General features: G+C 59.4%; 17 protein-coding genes. 9 read left to right on the plus strand and 8 right to left on the minus strand.

From position 1 onward, the window contains the following. Nucleotides 1-83: 83 nt before the first annotated feature. The 7 genes from gyrB to BMZ91_RS02450 all read right to left on the minus strand — a co-directional run bounded on the left by gyrB (nt 84) and on the right by BMZ91_RS02450 (nt 8,754). Complete coding sequence (gyrB, locus tag BMZ91_RS02415) at nt 84-2,501, minus strand: DNA topoisomerase (ATP-hydrolyzing) subunit B (RefSeq protein ID WP_092833918.1); 2,418 nt, start codon at nt 2,499-2,501, stop codon at nt 84-86. Between the two features lie 240 nt (nt 2,502-2,741). Further along, nucleotides 2,742-3,173 (minus strand): VOC family protein, encoded by a 432-nt coding sequence (locus tag BMZ91_RS02425; protein WP_092833922.1) that lies wholly within the window; start codon nt 3,171-3,173, stop codon nt 2,742-2,744. Beyond that, nucleotides 3,170-4,282 carry a DNA replication/repair protein RecF gene (recF, locus tag BMZ91_RS02430; protein WP_092833924.1) on the minus strand — a complete coding sequence of 371 codons (1,113 nt, stop codon included), beginning with the start codon at nt 4,280-4,282 and terminating at the stop codon, nt 3,170-3,172. Before recF ends, BMZ91_RS02425 begins: the two co-directional genes overlap by 4 nt. A gap of 52 nt (nt 4,283-4,334) precedes the next feature. After that, nucleotides 4,335-5,453, minus strand: a complete 1,119-nt coding sequence (dnaN, locus tag BMZ91_RS02435) for a DNA polymerase III subunit beta (protein ID WP_092833926.1) — start codon at nt 5,451-5,453, stop codon at nt 4,335-4,337. 169 nt (nt 5,454-5,622) lie between these two features. Further along, nucleotides 5,623-6,990 (minus strand): chromosomal replication initiator protein DnaA, encoded by a 1,368-nt coding sequence (dnaA, locus tag BMZ91_RS02440; protein WP_218145633.1) that lies wholly within the window; start codon nt 6,988-6,990, stop codon nt 5,623-5,625. A gap of 500 nt (nt 6,991-7,490) precedes the next feature. Beyond that, complete coding sequence (rpsT, locus tag BMZ91_RS02445) at nt 7,491-7,754, minus strand: 30S ribosomal protein S20 (protein ID WP_092833928.1); 264 nt, start codon at nt 7,752-7,754, stop codon at nt 7,491-7,493. Nucleotides 7,755-7,935: 181 nt separating this feature from the next. Beyond that, the gene (locus BMZ91_RS02450) at nt 7,936-8,754 is read right to left on the minus strand and encodes a sulfotransferase family protein (protein ID WP_092833931.1); all 819 of its coding nucleotides are present in this window, start codon (nt 8,752-8,754) and stop codon (nt 7,936-7,938) included. A gap of 150 nt (nt 8,755-8,904) precedes the next feature. On the opposite strand from BMZ91_RS02450, the gene BMZ91_RS02455 reads away from it, so the two are divergent. The 3 genes from BMZ91_RS02455 (at nt 8,905) to BMZ91_RS02465 (ending at nt 11,749) form a co-directional block, all read left to right on the plus strand. Continuing rightward, the gene (locus BMZ91_RS02455; protein ID WP_092833933.1) at nt 8,905-10,482 is read left to right on the plus strand and encodes a DUF5928 domain-containing protein; all 1,578 of its coding nucleotides are present in this window, start codon (nt 8,905-8,907) and stop codon (nt 10,480-10,482) included. 8 nt (nt 10,483-10,490) lie between these two features. Next, entirely contained in the window at nt 10,491-10,877 is a 387-nt protein-coding gene (locus tag BMZ91_RS02460; protein WP_092833936.1) for an HIT domain-containing protein, read from the plus strand. Between the two features lie 77 nt (nt 10,878-10,954). Next, nucleotides 10,955-11,749 carry an ion transporter gene (locus BMZ91_RS02465; protein WP_092833939.1) on the plus strand — a complete coding sequence of 265 codons (795 nt, stop codon included), beginning with the start codon at nt 10,955-10,957 and terminating at the stop codon, nt 11,747-11,749. Between the two features lie 16 nt (nt 11,750-11,765). Here the strand turns inward: BMZ91_RS02465 and BMZ91_RS21920 are convergent, their stop codons facing one another. Further along, entirely contained in the window at nt 11,766-12,731 is a 966-nt protein-coding gene (locus BMZ91_RS21920; protein WP_092833941.1) for a GlxA family transcriptional regulator, read from the minus strand. Nucleotides 12,732-12,821: 90 nt separating this feature from the next. On the opposite strand from BMZ91_RS21920, the gene BMZ91_RS02475 reads away from it, so the two are divergent. From BMZ91_RS02475 to BMZ91_RS02500, 6 genes are all read left to right on the plus strand, one after another. Continuing rightward, nucleotides 12,822-14,072, plus strand: a complete 1,251-nt coding sequence (locus BMZ91_RS02475; RefSeq protein WP_092833943.1) for a sarcosine oxidase subunit beta family protein — start codon at nt 12,822-12,824, stop codon at nt 14,070-14,072. A gap of 70 nt (nt 14,073-14,142) precedes the next feature. Beyond that, nucleotides 14,143-14,430 carry a sarcosine oxidase subunit delta gene (locus tag BMZ91_RS02480; RefSeq protein ID WP_092833945.1) on the plus strand — a complete coding sequence of 96 codons (288 nt, stop codon included), beginning with the start codon at nt 14,143-14,145 and terminating at the stop codon, nt 14,428-14,430. Continuing rightward, nucleotides 14,427-17,375, plus strand: a complete 2,949-nt coding sequence (locus BMZ91_RS02485; protein ID WP_092833947.1) for a sarcosine oxidase subunit alpha family protein — start codon at nt 14,427-14,429, stop codon at nt 17,373-17,375. The genes BMZ91_RS02480 and BMZ91_RS02485 overlap by 4 nt, the downstream gene beginning before the upstream one ends. After that, nucleotides 17,368-17,934 carry a sarcosine oxidase subunit gamma gene (locus tag BMZ91_RS02490; protein WP_092833949.1) on the plus strand — a complete coding sequence of 189 codons (567 nt, stop codon included), beginning with the start codon at nt 17,368-17,370 and terminating at the stop codon, nt 17,932-17,934. The genes BMZ91_RS02485 and BMZ91_RS02490 overlap by 8 nt, the downstream gene beginning before the upstream one ends. Before the next feature lie 46 nt (nt 17,935-17,980). Then, nucleotides 17,981-18,973, plus strand: a complete 993-nt coding sequence (locus BMZ91_RS02495; RefSeq protein ID WP_092833951.1) for a helix-turn-helix domain-containing protein — start codon at nt 17,981-17,983, stop codon at nt 18,971-18,973. A gap of 171 nt (nt 18,974-19,144) precedes the next feature. Continuing rightward, the gene (locus BMZ91_RS02500) at nt 19,145-20,032 is read left to right on the plus strand and encodes a fatty acid desaturase (RefSeq protein ID WP_092833953.1); all 888 of its coding nucleotides are present in this window, start codon (nt 19,145-19,147) and stop codon (nt 20,030-20,032) included. The last annotated feature ends 35 nt before the right edge of the window (nt 20,033-20,067 follow it).

The following is a 20,067-nucleotide window of genomic DNA, read 5'->3' on the forward strand; positions in this document are numbered from 1 at the left end:
AAATGAACTTGGTCTCTTAACATGTTCGCACGACGCGCAAAGCTATGCGCGCCGTGCAATTTTATGTGCTTTCCTGCAAAGGCCTAAAAGTCGAGGTTCTCGACGTTTAGCGCGTTGGCCTGGATGAATTCGCGGCGTGGTTCAACCACATCGCCCATCAGCTTGGTAAAGAGGTCGTCAGCCTCGGCCACGTCATCGACCTTGACCTGCAACAATGTGCGTGCCTCAGGGTCAAGCGTGGTTTCCCAAAGCTGACCGGGATTCATTTCGCCTAGACCTTTATAGCGTTGCAGGGTCAGGCCCTTTTCACCCTCTTTCAGGATCGCATCAAGCAGGTCGAGCGGGCCATAGATCGCTTGTGAGCGCTCTTTGCGCATCAGGGTCGCAGGGTCGCGGTAGACCTCGCGCAGGGTTTCGGTCATTGTACCAAGCTTTCGCGCCTCACCGCCGCGCAGGATGGGGCCGTCAAGCGTGCGCATTTCCTCGACACCGCGCACCGTGCGGGTCAGGCGAATGCCCTGATCCTGCGTCGGGCGGCCTTGCCAGCCGCGCTCGTATTCGTTGGAAATGAGATCAAGCCGCTCGGCAACCTTACTGGCGACGCCCTGCAAATCGGCATCGGCACGCCCGGCCAGAAAAGCCTCGGCAATCGCGGCCTGTTCAAGGATATGGCGCGGGTAGTGGGTTGCGAAGGCCTCCAGAATGCGCTTTGCCTGCCGCGCCTCTTCGACCACGCGCACAAGATCGGTGCCGGTGATTTCCTCGCCGGAGCCAAGCCGCAACACCGCATCTGCCGTGCCCTGTGAAATCAGGTAATCCTCAAGCGAGGCCTGATCCTTGAGGTAGACCTCGGATTTGCCGCGCATCACCTTATAAAGCGGCGGTTGCGCGATGTAGAGATAGCCACCTTCGATAAGTTCGGGCATCTGGCGATAAAAGAACGTCAGCAACAGTGTGCGGATATGCGCGCCGTCAACGTCGGCATCGGTCATGATCACGATCTTATGGTAGCGCAGCTTCGAGATATCAAACTCATCCCGTCCGATCCCGGTGCCAAGCGCCATCACAAGGTTGCCGATCTCCTGGCTTCCCAGCATCCGGTCAAACCGCGCGCGTTCGACGTTGAGGATCTTGCCGCGCAGGGGCAGAACCGCCTGCGTGCCGCGATCCCGGCCAGTTTGTGCAGAGCCGCCGGCGCTATCACCCTCGACCAGGAAGACTTCGGTTTTAGACGGGTCCTTGGACGAGCAATCCTTGAGCTTGCCGGCCAGAAAGTTCACATCCATCGGGTTCTTGCGCCGGGTCAGGTCGCGCGCCTTGCGGGCGGCCTCGCGGGCGTGGGCGGCTTCGATGATCTTGCCAACCACGACCTTGGCCACAGTCGGGTTTTCCTCAAACCATTCGGCAAGCTTTTCATTCACCAGACCTTCAACCGCCGGGCGCACCTCGGAGCTGACAAGTTTATCCTTGGTTTGGCTTGAAAATTTGGGGTCGGGCACTTTGACCGAGAGCACGCAGGTAAGGCCTTCGCGGGCGTCGTCGCCGGTAAAGCTTATCTTTTCCTTGCGCGCGATCCCGGTGCTTTGGGCATAGTTGTTGATCGTGCGGGTCAGCGCACCACGAAAGCCCGCCATATGCGTGCCGCCGTCGCGCTGCGGGATGTTGTTGGTAAACGGCAGGACCGTCTCGTGATAGCTGTCATTCCACCACATCGCCACCTCGACACCGATATCGTCACGCTCGCCGGTGATGAAAATCGGCTCTGGCATTGCCGGAGTCTTGTGACGGTCAAGGTACTTGACGAATTCCTTGACGCCGCCCTCGTAAAACAGGTTCGCTTCAAGCGGCTCGGCCGGGCGTTCATCACGCAGGATGATCCGCACCCCGGAGTTCAGAAAGGCCAGCTCGCGCAGGCGTTTTTCGAGGGTTTCAAAGCTGTAGTCGAGATTCGAGAAGGTCTCGATTGAGGCGAGAAAGCGCACCTCGGTGCCCTTGCGGCCGTTGGCATCACCAAGAACGCGCAGCGGCTCTGTGGTAAAGCCGCCGGCGAATTTGGCGAAATGTTCCTTGCCATTGCGCCAGACCCGAAGTTCAAGCCATTCCGACAGCGCGTTCACCACCGAAACACCAACCCCATGCAAACCGCCCGACACCTTGTAGGAATTGCTGTCGAACTTGCCGCCGGCGTGGAGCTGGGTCATGATCACCTCGGCCGCCGAAACGCCTTCGCCCTCGTGCATGTCGACCGGAATACCACGACCATTATCGCTTACCGAAACCGACGAATCCGCATGGATCGTGACGTTGACGGCATCGGCGTGACCGGCAAGCGCCTCGTCAATGCCGTTGTCCACGACCTCATACACCATGTGATGCAGGCCAGAGCCATCATCAGTGTCCCCGATATACATGCCAGGGCGTTTGCGGACAGCCTCTAACCCTTTGAGAACTTTGATGGAATCGGCGCCATATTCTGCGGGCACCGCTGCGGTTTCGGACATGCGAAAGTTCCTTCGTATTTTTCCTATTCTATACGAGGTATTGGGGCCAATGTCACGCCTTTACCCCATATTTTGCGGTGTCGGACTCTGGGATAAAGGGAATGATCAACGCCACCAGAACAAGTAGTTTGCCGACGGTGATACTGGTGCGTTTCGCGGCTCGTTCTGAGGTGATCAGGCGCGTGGTCCGGTCTGTCAACATCGTCGGTGCATAAAGCGCCAGACACCCCGCGATTAGCGTCATGATGCGGGCGGCAAGGTCAGGCTGCCATCGGCGCAGAGCGGCCAGAACGGGTTCATCGCCACCTCCCAGACATGCCCGTCAGGGTCGCCGAAATAGCCCGAATACCCGCCCCAGAACACCTCTTGTGGGGCTTTCAGGGGCGCTGCCCCAGCGGCAACCGCCGTTTGATAGGCGGCATCAACCTCTGCTTTGGTTGCAAAATTCTGGGCCAGCGTCATCGCTCCGGTCCCCAACTCTGTGCCCGCCCGCCCTTGATCCTTGGCAAGATCGGCCTTGCCAAACAGCCCAAGGACAAGCCCGTTCATCTGGTAAAACACCACGCCGGGCTGTTCTTCCGCCGGGGTCCAGCCAAGGGCGCCATAGAACGCCTTTGATTGGTCAAGGTCGGTTGCGCCAAGGGTGATCAGGGTCACGCGCTGTGGGGTCATTCGGTTTCCTTCGGGGTGATATGGCTGATGCCATCGGTCTCGGTGATCTCGATATGCTGGGCTCTGTCGCCAAGCTCTGCAAATAATTCGGGGCCCGTGCCTGTCATCCAGGCCTGTGCGCCAAGCGCACAGATCTCGTCATAAAGCGCGGCGCGCCGGGTGGCATCAAGATGGGCGGCGACCTCATCCAGCAACAACAGCGGCGGCGCGCCAAAGTCACGGGCCAGGGCGCGGGCATTGGCGAGGATCAGCGAGACCAAAAGCGCCTTTTGCTCGCCGGTTGAACAGTCGGCCGCAGGCACGCCCTTGGCCGCATAGACCCCGTAAAGATCGGCGCGATGTGGCCCGACAAGCGTGCGCCCGGCCATCAGATCGCGAAACCGGCTTTCGGCAAGCGCCTCGCGCAGGTCATCGGCGGTGTCGGGCATTTCGCCCTCGGTCTGCGTCAGGTCAAGCTCTGCCACCGGAAAGGCGGTCTGCGCCTCGGCCTGGGCCTCTGCAATCCGGGCAAGGGCAGCCTGTCGGTTGGCGTGCATCTGCGCCCCGGCCTCGGCCATCTGGCGTTCCAGCGCCAGATACCAATGGGCATCGCGCACCTGATCCTTGAGAAGACGATTACGCTCGCGCATCGCCTTGTCATAGGCCAGGGCCGCATCGCCATGGGCGGGGATAAAACTCATCGTCATGCGGTCCAGAAAGCGCCGCCGCCCCTCGGCCCCCTCGATCCAGAGCCGATCCATCGACGGCACAAGCCAGAGCACCCGCGCCACCCGGCCAAGTGCCATTTGCGTGGCGGCTTTCTCGTCAATGCGCACCTGTCGCGCGGCCCCGTCCTGCGCACTGATCTCGATTTCATGCACCTGATGCAACGAGTGCAAAAGCCCGCTCAGCTTCCAACCCAGGGCCTCTGGCCTGCGGGCCATATCCTGCGCCGCCGCCCGCCGCAGGCCGCGCCCCGGCGAAAAAAGCGAGACCGCCTCAAGGATATTGGTCTTTCCGGCCCCGTTCGGCCCATGAAGAACGACAGGCCGCGCATCAAGCGACAGCCGCGCCGACCTGTGCGAGCGGAAATGCGAGAGAGTCAAGTCTGACAGGTAGAGGCCGGGCATTCATTGCCCTTCTTCTTGGCAAAAATACTCCCGCCGGAGGCTCCGACAGGCGTTATACGCGCATCGGCATGACGACATAAACCGCCGTCGTGTCATTGCCTTCGCGCATCAGGGTCGGATCACCGGAGGAGTTGAACAGGAACACGGCGTTTTCCCGGTCAACCTGGCTTGCAATTTCAAGCAGGTATTTGGCGTTGAACCCGATTTCGAGCCGCTCATCACCGTAAGCCACGGCAAGCTCTTCCTCGGCGGCGCCGCTGTCGGGCGCATTGACCGACAGCACAAGGCGATCCTCGTCGAGCGACAGCTTGACGGCGCGCGAGCGCTCCGAGCTTACGGTGGCGACGCGATCAACGGCCTGGGCAAATTCGGCGGCATCCACTTCCATCCTGCGGGTGTTGCCCTGCGGGATGACACGGGTGTAGTCAGGAAAGGTGCCGTCGATCACCTTCGAGGTGAGGGTGATATCGGGGGTGGCAAAGCGGATCTTGGTTTCCGACACCGACACGGCAATCTTCATGTCGTCGTCTTCCAGCAACTTGCGCAGTTCGCCGACGGTCTTGCGCGGCACGATCACGCCGGGCATGTCTGCGGCGCCGTCGGGCAGATCGGCGTCGATGCGCGCCAGACGATGACCATCGGTGGCCACACAACGCAAAACCTTGCCGCCGTCGCTGTCAGAGACATGCATATAGACGCCGTTCAGGTAGTACCGGGTTTCCTCGGTCGAGATGGCAAATTTGGATTTGTCGAACAACCGCCGCAAAACCGGCGCCGGGGCGCTGAAATTGCTGGCATATTCCGAACTTGCCATGACCGGGAAATCTTCTTTCGGCAGAGTGGCAAGGTTGAAATTCGATCGCCCGGCCTGCACGGTCAACCGTCCGGCTGTCCCGTCATCGGCCAGCGTCACAAGCGCGCCATCGGGCAGCTTGCGCACGATCTCGTGCAGCATCACCGCCGATACGGTGGTGGATCCGGCACGCTCGACCATGGCCGGGGCCTTGTCGACGACTTCGATATCAAGGTCAGTGGCGCGGAACTGAACCGAGTTTCCTTCGGCTTCGATCAGCACATTGGCAAGGATCGGAATGGTATTGCGCCGCTCGACCACGGATTGTGCTTGTGACACGGCCTTGAGCAGTGCGCCGCGTTCGATGCTGAGTTTCATACCCTCGCTCCCTATCAGGTGCCGGTTTAGCGCCGGGAGGGGCACGGTATCAATTTTCCCCTGCGGCTCAAGTGCTTTATTGCGTTTTCGGCTGTATTTACGGCAGCGTCAAGGCCTGACCCCGCCCCAGGGGGCGAGGCTGCCCGTCAAGGGCGGACGAGCGGAAGGTTTAACCCTCAAGTGTGCGGCGCAAAAGCTCCAGGTCTTCGGCGATCTGGGCATCCTGAATCCGCAACTCTTCGATCCGCTTGACCCCGTGCATCACTGTGGTGTGGTCACGGCCACCAAAACGGCGACCGATCTCGGGCAAAGAGCGGCTTGTCATCTGTTTGCACAGATACATCGCCACCTGACGTGGCCGCGCAAAGTTACGCAGGCGCTTGGGCCCGATCATATCGCTCAGGCGGATGTTGTAGTGATCCGAGACCTTGCGCTGGATCTCTTCGACCGAAACCTTGCGCTCGGAGGCGCGCAGCACATCGGCGAGGCAATCCTGGGTCAGCTCAAGCGTGATCGGCTGGCCGACCAGCGAGGCAAAGGCAAACAGCCGGGTCAGAGCGCCTTCGAGAACGCGGACATTGGTGCTTATGCGGTGCGCCAGAAATTCCAGCACGCCATCGGCCATGCTCAGGTCGGGATATTGTTCGCGGTGCCGCTCGACCTTTGACTGAAGAATGCCAAGGCGCAGCTCGTAATCGGTCGGATGCAGATCAACCACAAGCCCGCATTGCAGGCGCGATTTGATCCGCTCTTCCAGATTGGCAATCTCGCCGGGGGCGCGGTCGGCGGAAATCACGATCTGCTTGTTCTGATCGACCAGCGCGTTGAAGGTGTGGAAAAACTCTTCCTGGGTGCTGTCCTTGCCGGCGATGAATTGCACGTCATCGACCATCAAAACATCAACCGAGCGGAACATTTCCTTGAAATCCATCATCTTGCGGTCGCGCAGGGCTTGCACAAAGCGGTACATGAACTGTTCCGCCGAAAGGTAGACGACATTCAAATCCGGGCGGTTTGTCTGAAGCTCCCAGGCGATGGCGTGCATCAGGTGGGTTTTGCCAAGGCCAACGCCGCCATAAAGGAACAGCGGGTTGAACGTGGTCGGCCCGCCCTCACCGACGCGGCGGGCGGCGGCATTAGCAAGCTCGTTCGGTTTGCCGACAACAAAGGTGTCAAAGGTAAAGCGTTCGTCCAGCGGTGCGGTGGGCAGCATGCTGTCGCCACCCGGCGTGACGACGTTGCCCCCACCCGTCTGGCGCGTGCTCGGCGCGGGGCGTGTCGGACGTTCGGTGGTGTTGGCAGGCACCTGAAAGTGAATGCGGCGCACATCGGACACCAGAGAATTCATCTGATACAGGATCAGATCGCCAAAGTGCTGCGATACGTAATTGCCCAGAAAGCTGGTCGGGACATGAAATGTCGCCACACCATCCGCAAGCTTGGAAAACTCCAGCGGCTCAATCCAGTTCTTGAAATTGCTTTGCCCGACCGATTGCTGAAGTTTCTGCTTCAACTGGCCCCATTGATCTTGTGTCATGCTTCCCCGATTCCGCGACTCTTCACTATCCAGACGTTGGCCTGACATGGCCAGACCGTGCTGGTCTGCGACTCTGGCTCGGGATTTGCAAAGAAAACGACCTCCATTGACCAGCGTCAGCGGTTGCCAGATCTTCCCAAAAGAGCGCATGAATTTCAAAAGGTCGTACCTGTGGTATCGCGATCTGTCCCAAAAATCGCGCACTTTCAGTACCTAATAAAATGCATACGCAATGAACATGGCCAGAGCAAAGTGCCCTGTCACAGCATCCCATCGCCCTTGTTTCCAAAAGCCCTGAGTCGCCGATCTAGCCTGTCCCCCCAAGCGTGAATCGCCTGTTGAAGCTAGCAAAGTCGCAAGCGCGCGGGCAACTGATCTTCGCGCTTGACAGGGGCTTTGTCGGAAAAGAATCTATCGGTCGTGGTTTATGCGTCAAAACAAAAAAGGCACCGGTTAGACCGGTGCCTTTTGCATTCAATAGCTTAGCGCTCAACGCGGGCTCAGGCGATCGCCTTGACCCGTGCGGCAAGGCGCGACACTTTGCGCGACGCGGTATTTTTGTGGAACACGCCTTTGGTGACGCCACGCATCAATTCGGGTTGAGCGGCGCGCAGAGCGGCGGTTGCCGCCTCTTTGTCGCCGGATGCGATTGCTTCTTCTACTTTGCGCAGAAAGGTGCGGATGCGCGAACGACGCGCCTTGTTGACGGCAAAACGGGTTTCGTTTTGACGGGCGCGTTTTTTGGATTGGGGCGTATTAGCCATGTGAATCAGACCCTTGCATTGGTTTGGTATATATTTCTCTCGCGCAACGATACCAGACCGGGCCCCCAGCTGCTGGGGAAATGATTCTTGCCTGAGCGGGCATCACGCGCATGTACCGGGCGGCGTATACGCCAGTTCGGCGCAAATGCAAAGCCCTTTAGTTGCCCCAAAGAAACGCGGGCTAAACGCCGAGTTTCGCGTGAACCTCCGCCAGGTCAATTTCTCCGATCGGCATTTTGTTGGCCGGATTCTCAAAGTCGTACTTGAACACTTCGAAATCGCGTTTGTAGATTTCATAGACCAGATGCATCGACAGATCGTCGAAATAATCCTCGACCGGATGCGCGCGCTTTGGCCCGTGACCTTCGGATTCGTTGAACCGTGGCATGTTCTTCAGGTCAACTTTGTGGGGGCTGTTGATCGTGTCCAGCACCTCTTGCATGCCGTCATTGAACGTTTCAGTCCAGAATATCTTGTCATAGGTGCCGCCGTTCACAATGAAGGTCGAGACATGACCCGACATGGCGGACCAGTGAATGTCAGGCTCCATCGGGCGTTTCCAGCGGATGGTGTCGCGCGCGAACAAAAGGAAGCGACGAAAGCTTGCGATCTGGTCAAAGTCCTGTTTGCCGTCATCGCCGCCGACCTCGATCCCGTATTTCTGAACAAGGGTTGGCACCAGCTTGCCACGATAGCGTTTGCCGTTGCGCTGAATGCCGCAAATCTTGTCGAAAAAGCTCGACAGAATGCGGGTATAGGGATTGCGTACACAGGTGAACGCATAAGAGGTGTGGGTTTTGACATTCGCATTGATCAGCTTCTGGCTGTCCTCTCGGGCCCATTTATGCAGGCCCTCGGTGGCGTCATGAATGTCACCATCAAAGAATTTGCCATGGTCCGAATAATACAGCGCCTGTCCGATTGTCGAACACGCACATTTCGGAACAACGCGGTAAACCACGCTTTCACTCTCGGTCATCCAGGTGCCTGGGAACCCCATATATACTGCCTCCGCACACTGCTGCCTGTTATTTGCAGCTTTAATTATGTCTATCTGGTTCAAAAAACCAAAGAAAGTCTGTTTATTCAGACAGTCTTCATCGCTATTGCTATAGACAATCTATGAACTTGGGGTTGAATCGTTTCTAATATGGCAAAAATCGCGTTTATTCTTTTATGCCATAAAGACCCTGAGGCGATTATTCGCCAGGCAGAAATGCTTACTGCGGTGGGCGATTACATTTCGATTCACTTTGACGCCCGTGCCAAGCCCGAACATTTCGAACGGATAAAAACCCAGCTTGCCAGCAATCCCAACGTTGCCTTTGCCAGGAAGCGAATCAAATGCGGCTGGGGTGAGTGGTCGCTTGTGCAGGCAACGCTTTATGCCGTCGAAGCCGCAGTAGACGCCTTTCCGCGGGCCACGCATTTCTACATGCTGTCGGGCGATTGCGCGCCGATCAAATCCGCCAGCTATGCGCATGAGTTTCTGGATTCCGCGGATGTCGATTACATCGAAAGCTTTGATTATTTCGAAAGCGACTGGATCAAGACCGGGATGAAGGAAGAGCGGCTGATTTACCGCCACTTCTTTAATGAGCGCACCCAGCCAAAACGATTTTATGCCTCTTACAACCTGCAAACCAAGCTTGGACTGACCCGCGAGATCCCGCGTGATATTCAGGTCCAGATCGGAAGCCAATGGTGGTGCCTGCGCCGACGCACGATTGAATGGATCATTGATTTCACCCGCAAGCGCCGCGACGTGATGCGATTCTTTCGCACCACCTGGATTCCCGATGAAACGTTTTTTCAGACTCTCGTGCGCCACCTTGTGCCGGAAAAAGAGATCAGCACCCGCACCCTGACCTTTCTTATGTTCACCGATTATGGAATGCCGGTGACCTTTTATAATGATCACTACGATCTTTTGCTGGGTCAGGATTACCTCTTTTCCCGCAAGATCAGCCCCGAAGCGCTAGAGCTTAAGCGACGCCTTGGTACGCTCTATGCCGATGATATGGCCGAGTTTCAGATTTCCAACGAAGGGCGCAGCCTGTTCAAGTTTCTGTCCGCCCGGGGCCGTGACGGGCGGCGGTTCGCAAGCCGGTTCTGGGAAACCGAAAGCAGCCTTGGGCGCGAGCGCGAACTGATGATTGTGGTTTGCAAGAAATGGCATGTGGCCAAGCGCCTTTTGGATCGCATTCGCATGGTCACCAACCTGCCCGCGATTGAGTACCTGTTTAACGAAGAGGGCACGGCCCTGCCGGATCTTGGCGGGATTCAGGGAACCCTGGCCAAGCGCACGCGCCACCGCCGCGCCCTGATGCGGATGCTGTTTGACTATTATGAAACCGACCGCCTTATCGTGTGCATGGATCCCGGAAGCATTGATTTGTTGCAGGATTTTTGCGGCGATCGCGCGACCACCAAGCTTTTGGAGGTGCAATGCGATTTCACCGATGACTATTTGATCGGGCATGCCATGCGCGTCGGATTGGCCGGTGAACAGACGCCCGAGGATACGCTGGACCGGCTATTGCCGACGATCCGGGGCGATATGACCTATGAAAGCGACTGCATCCGCGATTCCGAATTTGAAAACCATCTGATCCTGCGCGAATCCGACGAGGACGATCAGCATGCCGACCTTTTGATGCGCTTCCTTGATATCTCGCGTGAAAAAGCGCAGGAAATTACGCAACAAGATCATCTTTTTGCAGACTGAGGACCACTATGCCCTATGCCTATGACGACCAGAACATTTTCGCCAAGATTCTGCGCGGCGAGATTCCCAACAAAACCGTTCTGGAAACCGAGCACAGCCTTGCGTTTTACGACATCGAGCCACAGACGCCGGTGCATGTGCTGGTGATCCCGAAAGGGCCCTATGTCTGTTATGACCATTTTGCGCAGGCCGCGACCGACGCCGAGATTCTCGATTTCACCCGCGCCTCCGGCGAGGTATGTCGTCTGACCGGTGTGCAACCGGGTGAGGGCGGCGAGGGGTTTCGCGCCATCACCAACGCGGGCGAGCATGGTGTGCAGGAGGTGCCGCATTATCATCTGCATATTCTTGGCGGTCGGGCGCTGGGCCGCATGCTGGCGCGCGCCAAAGACTAAGTCTGGGTGCCTTGCAGGTCTGGCAATGCGCGCCCATATGACGGTCACAGATTTCAGACATATATACAGGCAGGCCCATGACTTTGCGCAGCCGCGTCGGCAGCTTTCTCGATAAATCCAGTGTTCAGAACGCTATTCTTGGCGTGATTCTGTTCAATGCGGTCATTCTTGGCATGGAGACCTCGGACCCGATCATGGATCAGGCCGGTGGGCTTATCACTCTGCTCGATCAACTCTGTCTTGCGGTGTTCGTGGCCGAACTCGGCGCAAAACTGTTTGCGCGCGGCGTTGGCGGATTTTTCTCGCGCGGCTGGAATATCTTTGATTTCGTGATTGTCGGCATCTCTCTGGTGCCTGCCACACAGGGTCTTTCGGTGCTGCGGGCGCTGCGTATCCTGCGGCTTTTGCGGGTGGTGTCGGTGGCGCCGTCGCTGCGCCGGGTGGTAGAGGGGCTGGTCAATGCGCTGCCGGGGATGGGGTCGGTGTTCCTGTTGATGGGGATGCTGTTTTACATCGGGTCAGTCATGGCAACCAAGCTGTTTGGCGCGGCCTTTCCCGCGTGGTTCGGCGATCTCGGGCGCTCTGCCTATTCGCTGTTTCAGATCATGACGCTTGAATCCTGGTCGATGGGCATCGTGCGCCCGGTGATGGAGGTGTTCCCCTATGCCTGGGGGTTTTTCGTCCCCTTCATCATGGTCACCACCTTTGCGGTGGTGAACCTTTTGGTCGGTCTGATCGTAAATTCGATGCAAGACGCGCACCACGCCGAGGATGTCGAAAGAACCGACACCTATCGAGACGAGGTCATGGGCCGACTCGCCAGAATCGAGTCGCTGCTTAAGGCGGATCAGGACAAAAGTCGGCCGGAATAGAGCCTCATTTGCCGGCTTACGTGTGGCGGTAACGCGACGGCGCCTCACCGAATTGCGCGGCATAGGCCCGCGAAAAATGTGAGGAGCTGGCAAAGCCGGTTGCAAGCGCAACCTCGGTCAGCGACAGCGCCGAGTTGCGCAACAGGTTCTGCGCCCGCTCAAGCCGCAATATGCGGTAATAGCCCATGGTCGTATGGCCAAGTTTGTCCTGAAAAAGCCGGTTGAGTTGCCGCTTCGAGAGCCGTGCCACCTGTGCCAGATGTTCAAGGTGCAGGGGATCGGCGATATTGCCTTCCATCGCCTCGACCGCATCGAGGATGGCCGAGACATGGGTGCCCACCCTCTCGACCAGCCCTGAACGTTGCGGCCCGGTGGGCGGGCGAATCTCGGTATGCATGAACCAGTCACTGACTTGTCGCGCAAAATCGGTGCCGTGATGCTGGGCAATCAGCGCATGCATAAGGTCCATCGGTGCGGTCCCCCCGGCGCATGTCATCCGGTCACGATCAATCACATAAAGCGTGCGTTCGATCATAAGCTGAGGCGAGATTTCGGCGAGAGCGGTGGCGTATTCCCAATGCACCGTCATCCGCCGCCCCGCCATTAGCCCGGCGCGCGCCAGAATGATCGGTCCGCCCGAGACGCCGCCCATGATCACCCCCGCCCGCGCCTGTCGCGTCAGCCACGCGGACAAGCTGCGCCCCGGATAGCGCGCCGGATCGCCCCCTGCGATGACAAAGAGATAATCAAGCCTCAGATCATCGCGTGGCCCCGCCTCTGGCCTGATCTCTGCGGCACCGGAGCTGGCCACCGGCAGATCAGAGCCGGCGATGTTGATCACCTCGTAAAGCGTGCGGCCCGCCAACAGGTTCGCGGCGCGCCAGGGCTCTGTTGTGGCGGCATAAGACATAAGCGCAAAGCCCTCGATCGGCAGAATGCCGATTCGGAGCGGTTTTGTTCGGATTCGCGGGGTCTTGACCATATTGGATATTTAAATGACCTTTTGAGGCAAGTCTATCCTCGGATAAACCGCGATGCTTGATCAAGAGACAGCAACAGGATTCTTTGGCTCATGCGCTATTCTGCCTTGAAAATTCTCCGCGAGGGGCTGACCGGGAACAAGGGATGGAAACCTGTCTGGCGTGAGCCTGATCCAAAACCGGAGTATGACATCGTGATCATCGGCGGCGGCGGTCATGGGCTTGCAACGGCCTATTATCTCGCCCGCGAATTCGGGATGCGCAACATTGCGGTTCTCGAAAAGGGCTGGATCGGGTCGGGCAATATCGGGCGTAACACCACGATCATCCGTTCGAACTACATGCTGCCGGGCAATGAGCCGTTTTATGAAATGTCGCTCAAGCTCTGGGAAGGCCTTGAGCAGGATTTCAACTATAACGCCATGGTCAGCCAACGCTCGATCCTGAACCTGTTTCACAGTGATGCGCAGCGAGATGCCTTTGTGCGCCGTGCCAATGCGATGTTCCTTGCCGGTGCCGATGCCGAGCTTGCGACCACCGATCAACTCCGCGCCGAACTTCCCTTTCTTGACTACGAAAATGCGCGCTTCCCGATCAAGGGCGGCTTGTTTCAGCGGCGCGGCGGCACGGTGCGTCATGATGCGGTGGCCTGGGGCTATGCGCGCGGCGCGGATGCGCGCGGCGTCGATATCATCCAGAACTGCGAGGTGACCGGCTTTGACATCGAGAACGGCAAATGCCGTGGTGTCCAGACGTCGCGCGGCGCCATTCGGGCGCGCAAGGTGGCGGTCTGCGTTGCCGGCTCTTCGGGTCGGGTGATGGCGCAGGCGGGCATGCGCCTGCCGATCGAAAGCCATGTTCTTCAGGCGTTTGTCACCGAGGGCCTGAAACCGGTCTTGCCCGGCGTGATCACCTTTGGTGCCGGCCATTTCTACGTCAGCCAGTCTGACAAAGGCGGTCTGGTGTTCGGCGGCGATATCGACGGCTATAATTCTTACGCGCAACGCGGCAACCTGCCGGTGGTCGAAGACGTCGCCGAAGGCGGCATGGCGATCATGCCGATGATCGGGCGCGCCCGCCTGCTGCGAAGCTGGGGCGGCATCATGGATATGTCGATGGACGGCTCTCCCTTCATCGACAAGACCGATATCGACGGGCTCTATTTCAACGGTGGCTGGTGCTATGGCGGGTTCAAGGCGACGCCCGCCAGCGGCATGTGCTACGCGCATCTTCTGGCCAGGGACACTCCGCATCCGGTCGCCACGCAAATGCGGCTTGATCGTTTCAAGCGCGGCAACCTGATCGACGAAAAAGGTCAGGGCAACCAGCCCAACCTGCATTGAGGGCTGCGCATATGACCTTTCATCTTTCCAAAAATACTCAAATCCGACCGCTGACAAAGGGCACGGACGCATGATTATCAATCACCCTCTTCTTGGCCCCCGTGATGCCGCTGAATTCGTCTATCTCGGCGATGCCGCCCTGATTGAGCGGCCCGACTGGCAGGCCAGCGATGCCGCCGAGGCCTTCCATGAATACGGATATCTGCGCGACAATCCGGCGGGCAAGCATGCCGAGCTTTGGTATCACGAACAGGGCGACCGCTCCTGGCTCGTGGTGACCCGCGATACAGTCACGCATGAGATTACGTCTGTCGAGATGGCCCGCGATGTGGCCCGGGCCAGGGGGCGCAGCAAATGAGCCAGGTCAACCGGATCAGCGGCGGCCAGATCGACCGTTCGCAAGAGTTCAAATTTACCTTCAACGGCAAAGAGATGCGCGGCCATCCCGGCGATACGCTGGCCTCGGCGCTTTTGGCCAATGCTCAGCGTCTTGTCGGGCGCTCGTTCAAATACCACCGCCCGCGCGGGATTTTTACCGCTGGGTCAGAAGAGCCCAACGCGCTGGTCGAGCTGCGCAGCGGCGCGCATCTCGAACCCAACACACGCGCCACGGTGACCGAGCTGTTTGACGGGCTGCACGCCAAGAGCCAGAACCATCGCGGCTCTCTGGACTACGATCTGATGGCGGTGACGGATCTTTTGTCGCCGTTTCTCTCGGCGGGGTTTTATTACAAGACCTTCATGTGGCCGCGTGCCTTCTGGGAAAAGCTCTACGAGCCGATCATCCGCAAATCGGCAGGTCTCGGAAGCCTGTCGATGCGCGAAGATCCCGACATCTATGACAAGGGCTATCTGCATTGCGATCTGCTTGTGATCGGGGCCGGGCCGACGGGCCTTATGGCGGCGCTCACGGCGGGGCGTGCGGGCGCGAGGGTCATTCTGGCGGATGAGGATTTCACTCTTGGCGGGCGGCTCAACTCTGAGACGCTTGAGGTGGGCGGCATGCCAGGTGCCGGTTGGGCCAAAGAGGCGCTGGTCGAACTGGCCGCGATGGACAATGTGCGCTTGATGTCGCGCACCACAGTTTACGGTGCCTATGATCATGGCGTTTATGGCGCGCTTGAGCGGTGCACTGATCATCTGGCAAGCTCGGGCGGCAAGCCGCGCCAGATCCTCTGGCGGGTGACGTCAAAGCGCGCGGTTCTGGCAGCGGGGGCGACCGAACGCCCGATTGCTTTTGGCAACAATGACCGCCCCGGCGTGATGCTGGCCGGCTCGGTGCGCTCTTACGCCAACCGTTATGGCGTGACACCCGGCCAGAAGGTTGCGGTGTTTACCAACAATGATGACGGCTGGCGCACGGCGGCCGATCTTGTGGCCAAGGGCGTGCATGTGCCCGCCATTATTGATGTGCGCGATGCGCCTGCGGTCTGTGACGTGCCCGGCGCGCGCCATATCCGCAAGGCTGGCGTGGTCGATACGGTCGGGCGCAAGGGGTTGAAATCCATCACCCTGACCGATGGTCAGATGATCCCGTTGGATTGTCTGGCGGTTTCTGGCGGCTGGAATCCGAATGTGCACCTGACCTGTCACCAACGCGGGCGGCCCGAGTGGCGCGATGAGATCTCGGCCTTTGTGCCGGGGCGTGATCTTCCACCGGGGATGGCGGTTGCGGGCGCCGCGAATGGCGCGATGACGCTGGCCGCCGCCCTGGCCGAGGGCCAAACCGTGGCAAATGCCCAGATCGAGGCGCTTGGGTATAAACCCGGCAAAGCCGATCTGCCCCGCGCCGAGGACGAGCCGCGCGATTGCGTGCCCTATTGGCACGTGCGCGAAAGCACCAAGCGCGGCTGGCTTGATCTTCAGAACGATGTGACGGTCAAGGACGTCAAGCAGTCGCACCGCGAAGGCTTTCGCTCGGTCGAGCATCTCAAGCGCTATACCACGCTTGGCATGGCAACCGATCAGGGCAAGACCGCGAATATCCCGGCGCTTGCAATCATGGCGGAATGCACCGGCAAGACGATCCCCGAAACCGGCACCACGATTTTCCGCCCGCCCTATACGCCGGTGCCGATTGGCGCGCTTGGCGGGCGCTCGCGCGGTCGGGATTTTCGGCCCTACCGTCTGACGCCAAGCCATAACTGGGCCAAGGAAAACGGTGCGACCTTTGTCGAGGTTGGCAATTGGCTTCGGGCGCAATGGTTTGCGCGGCCCGGTGAAAAGGGCTGGCGCGATTCAGTGGATCGCGAGGTTCTGGCGACCCGCAAGTCGGTCGGTATTTGCGATGTGACCACGCTTGGCAAGATTGATGTGCAGGGGCGCGATGCGGCGGCCTTTCTCAACAAGGTCTATGCCAATGGCTTTGCCAAGCTGGCCGTAGGCCGGGTGCGCTATGGGTTGATGCTGCGCGAGGATGGGATTGCCTATGACGATGGCACCACGGCGCGGATGTCGGAGAACCACTTTGTGATGACCACCACCACCGCCAATGCGGTTCTGGTGTTCCGGCGGCTTGAGTTTGCGCGCCAGTGTCTCTGGCCGGATATGGATGTGCATCTTATCTCGACCACCGATGGCTGGGCGCAGTTCGCCGTTGCCGGGCCCAATGCGCGCAATCTTTTGCGCAAGGTGGTGGACGAGGCGCATGACCTCTCGAACGAGGCGTTTCCCTTCATGGCCTGCGGCGAGGTGACGGTTTGCAATGGCACCCCGGCGCGGCTTTTCCGGATCTCGTTCTCGGGCGAGCTTGCCTATGAGGTGGCGGTGCCCGCGCGTTATGGCAATGCGATGATGGATGTGCTGATCGAGGCCGGGCGCGAGTTTGACGCTTGTCCTTATGGCACCGAGGCTCTTGGCGTGATGCGGATTGAAAAAGGTCACGCGGCGGGCAATGAGCTTAACGGTCAGACGACCGCGCATAATCTTGGCATGGGCCGGATGGTCAGCCAGACCAAAGAGTGCATCGGCAACGTGTTGTCGCAGCGCCCTGAAATGCTGCTTGAGGATGCCGTGAAACTGGTCGGGTTGCGCCCGGTTGATCGTGATCGCGGGCTGATTGCCGGGTCGCATTTCATCAACAAGGGCGATGCGGCGACCATGGACAACGATCAGGGCTGGATGTCTTCGGTGGCCTATTCGCCCAGCCTTGGCCATTCTGTCGGGCTTGGCTTTATCAAGCGCGGCGATGCCCGCATGGGCGAAATCCTGCGCGCCGTCAGCCCGGTCCACGGCACCGAAATGGAGGTCGAGATCGTCTCGGCACATTTCATTGATCCCGAAGGAGAGCGTCTGCGTGCCTGAATATAGCCTGACCCCCGCCGCCCCGCTTGCGGGCACCGATATCACCATCGTGGACACCCATCTTGCGGCGCCCGTCGATCTTGCGATTGTGTCGGTTGCCCTGCCGCTTGGGGCAGAGAAAGCCGCGCAAAAAGCGATCAAGACGGCCTATGGCGTGGCCCTGCCCGAGGTCGGCAAATCGAGCCTTGCTATGGATGGCGCCCGGATTGTGCGTCTGGGCAGTGATTTGGCCTTCGTGATCTTCACCCATCCCACGCCCGACGCGGAACCTGCGGTGGCCGCGCGCCTCAAGGGGGCGGTCTATACCACCGATCAGACCGATGTCTGGACCGCGCTTGACCTTTCGGGGCCGAACGCGCGCGCCGCGTTGGAGCGGATTTGCCCGATTGACCTGCATCCCGACGCCTTTGTGATCGGGGACGCGGCGCGCACCATGATGGAGCATCTCGGCACGCTTATCATCCGTACCGGCGATGATAGCTATCGCCTGATGTCGGGCAGTTCTTCGGCGGGCTCGTTCCTGCATGCGATTGAAACCTCGCTGAGCAATATTGCCTGACGGGGCGCAGGCCTAATGACAGGCAAGACGGAAGAGGACCATACCCATGTACCTTGAAACACTCGCACCTGATCGCCCCGGCGCGGCCGCGCCGACCCATGCACGGCGGAGCCTGTCGGGTGATTTTCTGTTTGTGTCCCAGGGCCGGGAGATGAGGTTTGCCGCCGAGGCCTGTATTGACGTGTTGCGCTCTGCCAACCGGCTTTTGGGGCGTGACAGTTATCGCTGGGATCATGTCTGCGGTGCGCGTGGCCTTGCCCAAATTGATGGCTGTGGGCCGGAGCAGACGCTTGTGCTTGTGGGCGGGATCGAGACGGCGTGGCGACCGGTCGCCAATGATCTTGCCGATTTGCGCCGCGCCATTCGCAATGCCGCGCGGCTTTGCCTTGTGGGTTCTGCCGTATTTGTACCGCTTGCCGCAGGCGTTCTGGGCGCGCGGCAATTGGCGGTGCATCCCGATTTTCACGCCGGGGTGCAGGAAACAAGCCGCCGGATCGAGTTCAGCGATCAGACCACCTGTCATCACAAGGCCCTGAGCAGCGCCGTCAGCCCGGCCGCCGCGGTGCGGATGATGGTAGAGCTTGTCGGTGCGCGCGATGGGGAGTTTATCCGCGCCAGCCTGTCGCGCTATCTGGGTCTGAGTGAGCCGGGGGGCGAGGCGGCGCCGGGCGAGCATCTGCGCTATCTTCGCCTTGCGCAGGGGGATGCCACGCTTAACGCCGCGCTTCAGATCATGCTTGAGCATCTTGAGGATACGCTGAGTGTGGGTCAGATCGCCGATCTGCTCGGGGTGAGTGCGCGCAAGCTTGAACGCGGGTTTCGCGACCATTTGCGCCAGACGCCGTTGAACGTTTACCGCGATCTGCGGCTTGATCGGGCGCGTCGGCTGCTGGGGCAAACGGCCCTGTCGATGAATGAAGTTTCGGTGGCCTGTGGCTTTTCCAATGTCACGTTGATGAAGAAGTGGTTTATCCTGAAATACGGCGAGGTCCCCGAAGACGTGCGCCAGCAGGCCTTTGGCGCGACACAATTCGCCTGAGCGTTCGGGGTGAAATGCCCCTTTGAGGGCGCTCCCACCCGCCCACCCCGCGCCCTCAAAGGGGCAGGATGGGTTGGGGTGGATGCGTGGTGATGAGTATTTGTTCCAAGAAGAAGCCAGGGGGATATCTATCGTCTGGTTTGCGGGCGGGGCTTGGCATAGGGTTGAGGCATGGATCACAAGGCTTTTGTCTCGGCTTTGCCGCGCGACACGCTGGCGGCGTTGAATGATACTGAAGATGCGGCCGGGCTCTGGCACCTTGCCGGGCATATGGCCGTGATTTTCGGGTTTGGTCTATGGATCGCGCAGGGCTGGATGTTGTGGCAGCTGGCGCTGGTGGGGCAGGGGATCGCGATCTGTTTTTTGTTCACGCTGGAACATGAGGCCACCCATAAGACGCCGTTTCGCTCCGCTTGGTTGAATGAATGGGTGGGGCGGATTGCGGGATTTTTGATCGTTCAGCCATTTGAGTGGTTCCGGTATTTTCATCTCGCGCATCATAGGTACACCAATATGCCCGGCAAGGACCCTGAGCTTGTGTCAGGGGCCAAGCCGGAAACGCGCCTGGCTTATGTGGTGCATGTTTCGGGGCTGCCGTTCTGGGCGGGGATGATCCGGCAGGTAATCGGCAATGCGATGGGGCGCAATCCGGGGGCGTATGTACCGCACCGGGCGCGGGTCCGTGTCAGGCGTGAGGCGCGTGTCATGCTGATGCTTTACGGGCTTGCGGGGCTTAGTCTTTTGATGACGCCGGTTTTGGTCTGGATCTGGCTGTTGCCCTGTCTTTTGGGGCAGCCGTTTTTGCGGCTTTATCTGTTGGCCGCACATGGCCGCTGTGCCTTTGTGGCCAATATGTTCGAGAACACGCGCAGCACCTATACCAACCGGATTGTGCGGTTTCTGGCCTGGAACATGCCCTATCATGTCGAGCATCACACCCTGCCGCAGGTGCCGTTTCACAAGTTGCCGATGCTGCATACGCATATGCGCGATCATCTTGAGATCACCGCCCGAGGCTATGGCGAATTCAGCGCGGACTATGCCAGTCACTTGCGCTAAAGGCCCAGCCGGGGTAACCCGCCTTTGACCCGCAT

This window comes from Roseovarius lutimaris (assembly GCF_900115165.1).
Classification (GTDB): Bacteria; Pseudomonadota; Alphaproteobacteria; order Rhodobacterales; family Rhodobacteraceae; genus Roseovarius; species Roseovarius lutimaris.